Annotated in this window: 9 protein-coding genes and 2 pseudogenes; 5 read left to right on the forward strand and 6 right to left on the reverse strand. The window is 71.1% G+C overall.

Going from position 1 to position 8,616, the window contains the following annotated elements:
- Positions 1 to 92 precede the first annotated feature (92 nt).
- The 4 genes and pseudogenes from ABT186_RS46670 to ABT186_RS46685 form a co-directional block, all read right to left on the reverse strand.
- A pseudogene (locus tag ABT186_RS46670) lies at positions 93 to 416 on the reverse strand (ATP-dependent helicase); the annotation flags it as partial.
- Positions 417 to 524: 108 nt separating this feature from the next.
- Complete coding sequence (locus ABT186_RS46675) at positions 525 to 1,034, reverse strand: sugar kinase (RefSeq protein WP_351233573.1); 510 nt, start codon at positions 1,032 to 1,034, stop codon at positions 525 to 527.
- Between the two features lie 74 nt (positions 1,035 to 1,108).
- Positions 1,109 to 2,254, reverse strand: a complete 1,146-nt coding sequence (locus ABT186_RS46680) for an ROK family glucokinase (protein ID WP_351233574.1) — start codon at positions 2,252 to 2,254, stop codon at positions 1,109 to 1,111.
- Positions 2,255 to 2,549: 295 nt separating this feature from the next.
- Positions 2,550 to 3,299, reverse strand: coding sequence for a GntR family transcriptional regulator (locus tag ABT186_RS46685; RefSeq protein WP_351233584.1), 750 nt, complete (start codon positions 3,297 to 3,299; stop codon positions 2,550 to 2,552).
- A gap of 116 nt (positions 3,300 to 3,415) precedes the next feature.
- Between ABT186_RS46685 and ABT186_RS46690 the strand changes: the two are divergent.
- A pseudogene (locus ABT186_RS46690) lies at positions 3,416 to 3,868 on the forward strand (Gfo/Idh/MocA family oxidoreductase); the annotation flags it as partial.
- Positions 3,869 to 3,880: 12 nt separating this feature from the next.
- Here ABT186_RS46690 and ABT186_RS46695 read toward each other — a convergent pair.
- Entirely contained in the window at positions 3,881 to 4,495 is a 615-nt protein-coding gene (locus tag ABT186_RS46695; RefSeq protein WP_351930499.1) for a DNA polymerase ligase N-terminal domain-containing protein, read from the reverse strand.
- A 100-nt stretch (positions 4,496 to 4,595) separates the two neighbouring features.
- On the opposite strand from ABT186_RS46695, the gene ABT186_RS46700 reads away from it, so the two are divergent.
- Positions 4,596 to 5,051, forward strand: coding sequence for an RpiB/LacA/LacB family sugar-phosphate isomerase (locus tag ABT186_RS46700; protein WP_351930501.1), 456 nt, complete (start codon positions 4,596 to 4,598; stop codon positions 5,049 to 5,051).
- A 30-nt stretch (positions 5,052 to 5,081) separates the two neighbouring features.
- On the opposite strand, the gene ABT186_RS46705 is transcribed toward ABT186_RS46700, so the two are convergent.
- Entirely contained in the window at positions 5,082 to 5,867 is a 786-nt protein-coding gene (locus ABT186_RS46705) for a CDP-alcohol phosphatidyltransferase family protein (protein ID WP_351930503.1), read from the reverse strand.
- A gap of 108 nt (positions 5,868 to 5,975) precedes the next feature.
- On the opposite strand from ABT186_RS46705, the gene ABT186_RS46710 reads away from it, so the two are divergent.
- The 3 genes from ABT186_RS46710 to ABT186_RS46720 form a co-directional block, all read left to right on the forward strand.
- Entirely contained in the window at positions 5,976 to 6,956 is a 981-nt protein-coding gene (locus ABT186_RS46710; RefSeq protein ID WP_351237619.1) for an FAD-dependent oxidoreductase, read from the forward strand.
- A gap of 163 nt (positions 6,957 to 7,119) precedes the next feature.
- Positions 7,120 to 7,518, forward strand: a complete 399-nt coding sequence (locus ABT186_RS46715) for a 6-pyruvoyl trahydropterin synthase family protein (RefSeq protein WP_351237621.1) — start codon at positions 7,120 to 7,122, stop codon at positions 7,516 to 7,518.
- Positions 7,515 to 8,616 (forward strand): glycosyltransferase family 4 protein (locus ABT186_RS46720; RefSeq protein ID WP_351930506.1); only part of this gene is annotated, 1,102 nt, incomplete at its 3' end. The genes ABT186_RS46715 and ABT186_RS46720, both read left to right, overlap by 4 nt.

Genomic DNA, 8,616 nt, shown 5'->3' on the forward strand with positions numbered 1-8,616 from the left:
GACGCCCACCCCAACCCTGCCGACGAGGTCATCGTCGAGGCGATGATCCAGCTCGCTCACCGATTGGGGCTGACGGTCACCGCCGAGTGCGGCAGCCGCCCGCGCGCGACGAGCCGCAGGGCGTGCAGCGCGGCGGCGCCCCAGCAGGCGGTGGCGGGGTGGGCGGCGGGGTCGCGGCGAGCCCGGGCGAGCAGCGGCAGGGCCTCGGCGACCGGCAGCGACACCGCGGGCACGGTGCCCCTGCGCACCCCGGAGCCGTGCCGGCGTACGACCGTCAGCTCCTGCGTGCCGTCCGACGGCAGCGGTCCGCCCTGCGGGTCCCAGAAGGCGACCCGGCCCTGGCGCGGCAGCTGCGCGGGCAGGAACACGGCGGCCAGCCTCACGGGCACCCCGGCCTCTGCCACCTGGTCCGCCATACGTCCGGTCACCTCCCGCCGCCTCGTCGCATCGGACGTCTTCGACTCTACGGGCGGGGTCTGACAATCGGCTCCGGCGACCGGTCGGGGCCGCCGCGGGCGGGACTGTCAGGGGACCGTGCGCGACACCACGTAGATCGTCGCGTGGTTGGGCCGGAACTTGTTCACGACGATGTCCAGGGTGGGCGCCGGGTTCTTCTGCTCATGGACCATGCCGTACCAGGAGCCGCGTCCCGTGAAGGTCCAGCCGACGACACCCTGGTCGCGCGCGCCGATGGCGAAATCGTCCTTGTTCAGCGCGCCCTGGGTGGCCTTGAGGGTGCTCAGGAACCGGTTCAGGCCGTCGGTGCTGGTGTTGAACTCCACGTACAGACGGCTGGTCTTCCAGTTGTTCGTCTCGTAGTACGCCACGCCCGTGGCGTCCATCGGGATCCACACCTGGTAAAGGCGACGCTGCACACGCGAGGGCCAGCCCGGGAGGAGGCCGGTCGCCGAGTACTTCGCCTCCTTGTCCCTGCCGCTGCTGCGGCTCTGGTCGGCAGAGATGATCAGGTAACCGGCGGGGACGCCGATGAGCAGCACGATGATCAGCAGGGTCAGCGCCCGGCGGCGGATCATGTGCCCCCGGTCCTCCGGAGGCCGCGAGGGCTCGTCGGGCGGCGACGACTGGCGGGGTATCGAGGCGGCGGCCGTCACAGCGACCTCTTGGCGGTGCGGCGGGCCTCCGCGTACCGCTCGTAGCGCTCGTACCGCTCCACTCGGCGACGGTTGGCGCGCCGGAAGCGGCGGGCGACGAGCCGGGCGAGGTCGGCGGCCCCGACCATGCCGGCCTCGGGGCCGAGCTGGGCGCGGGTGATGCGGGCCTCGGGGCGGTAGCCGCGGCCGGTGAGGTGGCGCTTGAAGGCGTCCCGTGCGGGGCCGATCAGCAGGTCGTCGGCCGCGCTGACGCCACCGCCGATCACGAAGCAGGACGGGTCCAGGGCGGCCGCGAGGTTCGCGATGCCGACCCCGAGCCACTGGCCGATGTCCTGGAGCAGCTCGATGCACATCGCGTCGCCCTCGCGGGCCAGCTCGGTGATCATCGGGCCGGTGATGTCGGAGATGTTGCCCTTGACGTGCTCGATGATCCCGTACGCCACCGGAGAGTCTGCGGCCGCCAGCTCCTTGGCCTCGCGGACCAGGGCGTTGCCCGAGCTGTACTGCTCCCAGCAGCCGCGGTTGCCGCACGGGCAGCGGTGGCCGCCGGGCACGACCTGCATATGGCCGAACTCGCCCGCGACACCGAACTTGCCGCGCTTGACCTGGCCGTCCTCCAGGATGGCACCGCCGATGCCGGTACCGAGGGTGATCATCACGAGGTGGTCCTCGTCACGGCCGGCGCCGAAGCGCCACTCGGCCCAGGCGGCGGCGTTGGCGTCGTTGTCGACCAGGACGGGAACGGCGAGCCGCCCGGCGAGGCGGTCGCGCAGGGGCTCGTTGCGCCAGGACAGGTGGGGAGCGAACAGCACACGGTTGCGGTCCGCGTCCACCCAGCCGGCCGCGCCGATGCCGACGGCGTGCACGTCGTGCCGGTCGGAGAGGTCCAGGACCAGCTCGACGATGGTGTCCTCGACGACCTTCGGGCTCTTGGACTTGTCGGGCGTCTCGGTGCGGAGCTTCTCCAGGATGTTGCCGTCGGCGTCGACGACGCCCGCCATCACCTTGGTGCCGCCGATGTCGATGCCGACCGTGGGAACGCGCGGCGCCGTCAGGTGGGAACGGCGCTCGCGCGTGCCGACGGTCCGCAGGACGGTGGCCCGGGCGGAGCCGCGGTGGGTGAAGTCGCGGTAGGTGCTCATCGGGGCCGATTCTGCCTCACGCTGCCACTGGGCTGCACCGCGGAGCCCCTTTGCTCCGCTCGGGGCCCAGGAAAACGCGGGTCGCCTGGAGGCTGCGGGTCCGTCGTTGCCTGTCGCTCCCCCAGGTTCTGGGCTTCGCTCGAACAGGGGTACCCCATCGCGGCGGAGCCTCATGTCGATTCCGCCCCGCGCCCCTGCCGGGGCGCGGTTCTCGAGCTCGTGCCACACATCACCATCACCTGAATGAGTGATCATCGCAAAGGGCCTACGAGTGCCCTTCCCGCGAGACGCACGCTCAAGGGCGTACCAGCAGCTGGAACTCGAAGGAATAGCGTGAGGCGCGGTAGGTGTGGGTGCCGAATTCCACGGCGCGGCCCGTGTCGTCGAACGTGGTGCGCTGCATGGTGAGCAGCGGCGAACCCTCGGGTTCGCCGAGCCGTTCTCCCTCGACCGGCGTGGCGGCGCGGGCCCCGATGGACTGCCGGGCGCTGTGCAGCGTGATGCCGGCGGCGCGCATCAGACGGTAGAGGCCGGTCGCCTCCAGCTGCTCGCTCTCGAGGTCGAGCAGTCCGGTCGGCAGGTAGTTGCACAGGTACGCCATCGGCTCGCCGTGGGCGAGGCGCAGCCGCTCGATACGGTGCACCTCCTCGCCCTCGGGCACGCCGAGTGCGGCGGCGACCTCGGCGGAGGCGGGCACGAAGGTGTTGACGAGCACCCGGGTCGCGGGGCGCTGCCCGGCCGCCTCAAGGTCGTCGTACAGGCTGCTGAGCTCCAGCGGGCGCTTGACCTGGCTGTGCACGACCTGGGTGCCGACGCCGCGGCGGCGCACGAGCAGGCCTTTGTCGACGAGGGACTGGATGGCCTGGCGGACGGTGGGCCGGGACAGGCCGAGCCGTGCGGCCAGCTCGATCTCGTTGCCCAGCAGACTGCCCGGCGTCAGCTCTCCGTGCTCTATCGCCGCCTCCAGCTGCTGGGACAGCTGGAAGTAGAGCGGCACCGGGCTGCTCCGGTCGACGCTGAGGTCGAGCGAGACGGTGGGGTCCACATCTGGTTTCGGCACGGGCGAAGCGTAGCTCCGGTGCCTGTTGACGGGAAGTTGTGTAGTCCGATTGTCCGGACAAACCATTGACATGGTGGGGGGTGCGCCCTCACGTTGTTCCCATGCGCATCGGACTCATCGGAGCGGGACGTATCGGGACGTTCCACGCGACCACGCTCAGCCGCCACCGCGAGGTCGGCTCGCTCATCATCACGGACGTCGACACGGCCCGGGCCCATGCGCTCGCGGACCGTCTGGGCGAGACGGCGGCGCCCGGCGCGGACGAGATCTTCACCTGGGGCGTGGACGCCGTGGTCATCACGGCGGCCACCGCCGCCCACGCCGAACTGATCGGTCGGGCAGCACGCTCCGGGCTTCCGGTGTTCTGCGAGAAGCCCATCGCGGTCGACCTGCAGGGCACACTGGCCGCGCTCGCAGAGGTCGACGCCGCCGGAACGGTCCTGCAGATGGGCTTCCAGCGCCGCTTCGACACGGGCTATGCGACCGCGCGGGAGGCCGTGCGCTCGGGCAGGCTCGGACGTCTGCACACGGTCCGTGCGATGACGGCCGACCAGCTCAGGCGCTGCTCACTCCTCGCGGCTGCCCGCGGCGACCTGGGCGAGGGTGCGTCCGCTGCGTACCGAGCGGGCGCGGCGGGGGTCCGGTGTCCCGTGACCGCCGGAACGGGCATGGCCCGCCTTCACCAACAGCCAGGCCTCGTCCTCTCCGTCGTCCTTCCCGCCGCGGAACCGGGTGAGTGCGTACTCACCGTGCAGCTTCGACCCGTCGAGCCGGAACGTGGCGTGCCCGCGCTCCAGCGCCTCCTCGAAGGGAACGGGCCGTCCGTGACGGTCGTGGCTCAGCGGCCGGTAGGTACCGCGATCCCAGACGATCACGGTGCCGCCCCCGTACTCACCCTCCGGAATGACGCCCTCGAAGTCCTCGTACTCCAGCGGATGGTCCTCGGTGGGTACGGCGAGCCGCTTGTCCCCGGGATCGGTGGACGGTCCCTTGGGGACGGACCAGGACTTCAGTACGTCGCCGGCCTGGAGCCTGAAGTCGAAGTGCAGGGTGCCCGCGTCGTGGATCTGCACGACGAAACGGGGCTCCGTGCCCAACGACGCCCCAGTGCCCCGAGGCTCGTCGGTCCGGCCGAAGTCACGTTTGACGCGATACTCCCGCAGCCGATCGGTGCCACCCACGTCCGGCTCCTTCCTCCCGCGGGGATGCCTTCTCGTGGGGCCGAGTACCCAGTCGACTGCCGGGACCACGTGCGGGGCGGGAGCGAGTACGCTCCGAGGCATGCGGATCTCCGTTTCCTCGGACATGGACGAACCCGTGGCGCGCAGCCTGGTCGGAGAGCTACGCAACCGCGGCCATGAGGTGCTGACGCACGGGGCGCTGAATCCCGGGGCCGACGCCCAGTGGGCGGTGTGCTCCGAGGCGGCGGCCCGTGAGGTCGCCGAGGGGACGGCGGACCAGGCGATCGTGTGCTGCTGGACCGGCACGGGGGCGTCGATCGCCGCGAACAAGGTGCCGGGGGTACGGGCTGCCCTGTGCACGGACGCGTACACGGCGGACGGTGCACGACGATGGAACGACGCCAACGTGCTGGCGCTCAGTCTGCGGCTGACGTCCGAGCCGCTGCTCAAGGAGATCCTCGACGCCTGGTTCACCGCCGAGGCCAGTGCGGACGCCGAGGACCGCGAGAACGTGGCCCATGTCGCACGGCTCGATCTCGGCGGGAGCGTTCCGTAGCCGACCGTCCGCCCTGTGCCGTACCGCCGTTCAGCGGCCCCCCACCAACTCGGCGACCGGCTCCAGAACTTCATCGATGGCTGCCTCCGCCGGGGTCCGGCCCTGGTTGCGCACGCTCCACAGCCACAGCACGTCGCGGCCGAACGACCAGACCAGGGAGGCCAGCGCGAACGCGACGATCCCCGCGGTCGCCGCGTACGGCAGAAGACCCGACCCGGCCACCAGCAGCGCGACGCCCTGCAATGCTGCCACCGTCTTGCGCGCCATGCTCGGCGGCAGCTCACCGTTGAGCCACGGCATCACCTTGGCCGCCGCCACGAACACATACCGCATCCCGCCGGTCAGCAGCACCCACGGGCCGAGCGACATCGACACGTACACGCTCAGCACCAGAATCAGGAACGCGTCGACCTCCATGTCGAAGCGCGCGCCCAGTGCGGTCGACGTCCCCGTGCGGCGGGCCACCTTGCCGTCCACACCGTCCAGGATCAGCGCCACCGCCGTCAGACCCACGAACACCGTCACCGGCGGTGAGCTCTCGAACGAGTCCGCGACCAGCGCCGTGACCCCGCCCACCAGGATCGCCCGGCCCAGCGTTACCCGGTTGGCCGGGCCGAAGGACCGTAGGCGGGAGCGGAGCACGGCGCGGGTGAGTACGGCCCAGGTGGCGAGCGCGAACGCCAGGCCTGTCAGCCAGCCGGCCGGGCCCATGCCGATCGCTGTGCCCATCAAGGCCAGCAGCAGCACCTGCACGCCCGCTCCGACGGTCGTCTCCTGCTGCAAGAGCCTCGCCTCGTATGTGTGGTTCAGGGCCACCGCTCACCCTCCGGCCAAGTGACAGATTCGATCTTCGCCGCGTACCTTGTGCGCGACTTCTCGTAGCTGCGTACGTGAAGAATCGGCCGATCGTTCAGGAGGACGCACATGGACCTCACAGCACGCGCCTTCTGGCTGCGTTCGCCCGGGCACGGAGACATCCGTGATCTGACACTGCCGGAGCCCGGCGACGGCGAGGTTCTCGTGCGCGCACTGTACTCGGGTGTCAGCCGCGGCACCGAGACCCTCGTCTTCCGCGGCGGCGTGCCCGAGAGTCAGCATGCCGCCATGCGTGCCCCCTTCCAGGAGGGCGATTTCCCGGCACCCGTGAAATACGGCTATCTGAGTGTCGGACGGGTGGAGGAGGGGCCGGCCGAGCTGGTCGGGCGAAATGTGTTCTGCCTGTATCCGCATCAGAACCGCTACGTCGTCCCCGCCTCCGCCGTCACCGTCGTGCCCGACTCCGTGCCCGCCGGGCGCGCCATCCTCGCCGGCACCGTCGAGACCGCCGTCAATGCCGTGTGGGACGCCGGTCCGCTCGTCGGGGACCGGATCGCCGTCGTCGGCGGCGGCATGGTGGGGTGTTCCGTCGCCGCACTCCTCGCCCGCCACCCGGGTGTTCGCGTCCAGCTCGTCGACGCCGATCCCGGGCGCGCCGAAACCGCCCGCGCGCTCGGCGTGGACTTTGCCCTGCCCGAGGACGCCCTCGGGGAATGCGATCTCGTCGTCCATGCCAGCGCCAGCGAACAGGGACTCGTACGGTCCCTGGAACTGCTCGCCGATGAGGGCACCGTCGTCGAACTCAGCTGGTACGGCGACCGGCACGTCACCCTGCCACTCGGCGAGGCCTTTCACTCGCGCCGCCTCACCCTCCGCAGCAGCCAGGTCGGCACCGTCTCGCCGCGCGCCCGCGCGGGGCGCACCTACGCCGACCGGCTCGCCCTCGCCCTCGAGTTGCTCGCCGACCCCGCCTTCGACGCGCTCATCACCGGCGAGTCCGCCTTCGAAGACCTCCCCGACGTGCTGCCACGCCTTGCAAGTGGTGAGCTCAAGGGGTTGTGCCACCGAGTCAGTTACGCCACCGACTGAGCCCTGCCGCCCGAGTTGTCCGGTCTCTGGGGAAACCCCCAAGGAATTCCCAAGGAACATCGAAACAAGGAGAACGGGCAGCTGAACAACGGGGAGGGGGCAGCCGTACTACACGGCATACCCCGGCAGGGGATCAGACGTACCGCACCTGGAGGGTCGTCCGTTGTTCAGCATCACCGTCCGCGATCACCTGATGATCGCCCACAGCTTCCGCGGCGAGGTCTTCGGACCCGCGCAGCGCCTGCACGGAGCGACGTTCCTCGTGGACGCCACGTTCCGCCGCGCCGAGCTGGACGACGACAACATCGTCGTCGACATCGGACTGGCCACGCAGGAGCTCGGCGCCGTGGTGAGCGAGCTCAACTACCGCAACCTCGACAACGAACCGGACTTCGCGAACACCAACACCTCGACGGAGTTCCTGGCCAAGGTGATCGCCGACCGCCTCGCCGAGCGGATCCACAAGGGAGCGCTGGGTGAGAGCGCCCGTGGGATCGCCGGCATCACCGTCACGCTGCACGAGTCGCACATCGCCTGGGCGAGTTACGAGCGTGCCCTGTGACCGACACGACCATCGACCGCGTGTCCCGTGACACCGCCGACCGGACCGCCGGGCAGAAAGCCGCAGACCGGACGTCCCTCAACTACGTCCCCGTGCAGAACGCGGCCCTGAGGAACGCCGACATCATCCCCATGTCCCTGCGCACCGTGCACTTCGTCATGCCGGGCGGCATCGACGACCTGACCGCCCCCAGCGGCGGCAACGCCTACGACCGCCGCATCTGCCTCGACCTGCCCGGCTTCGGCTGGCAGGTCGCCAAGCACACCGTCGACGGCTCCTGGCCCCGGCCGGATGCGGAGGCCCGTGCAGAACTGGCCCGTATGCTGCGGGAACTGCCCGACGGCACGGTCGTCCTGCTCGACGGCATTGTCGCCTGCGGCGTCCCCGAGATCGTCGTGCCCGAGGCCGAACGGCTGTGCCTCGCCGTCCTCGTGCACCTGCCGCTCGGCGACGAGACGGGCCTCGACCCGCAGACGGCGGCCGAACTCGACGCCAAGGAACGCGCCACGCTGCGGGCCGTGCCCGCCGTCGTCGCCACCAGCGACTGGGCCGTGCGCCGGCTCGTCTCCCACCACGGCCTCGCCCCCGAGCGCGTCCATGTCGCCGCCCCCGGCGCCGACATCGCGCCCCTCGCCCCGGGCACCGACGGCGTCTCGCGGCTGGTGTGCGTCGCCGCGGTCACCCCGCGCAAGGGGCAGCACCGGCTGATCGAGGCCCTCGCCACCGTCAAGGACCTGCCGTGGACCTGCGTCTGCGTCGGCGGTCTCGGCCACGACCCCGCATACGTCGCGCGTCTGCGCGCCCTCATCGATGAACACGGCCTCGGCGACCGGCTGCATCTGGCCGGACCCCAGTCCGGCGCCGAACTGGACGCCAGCTACGCATCCGCCGACCTCATGGTCCTCACCTCGTACGCCGAGACGTACGGCATGGCCGTCACCGAGGCCCTCGCCCGCGGCATCCCGGTCCTCGCCACCGACGTCGGCGGCCTGCCGGAGGCGGTCGGGCGCGCGCCCGACGGCGGGGTGCCCGGCATCCTCGTACCGCCGGAGGACCCCGCCGCGCTCGCCGCGGAACTGCGCGGCTGGTTCGGTGGGG

Origin of the sequence: Streptomyces sp. NPDC001634 (assembly GCF_040298185.1) — a bacterium.
GTDB lineage: Bacteria > Actinomycetota > Actinomycetes > Streptomycetales > Streptomycetaceae > Streptomyces.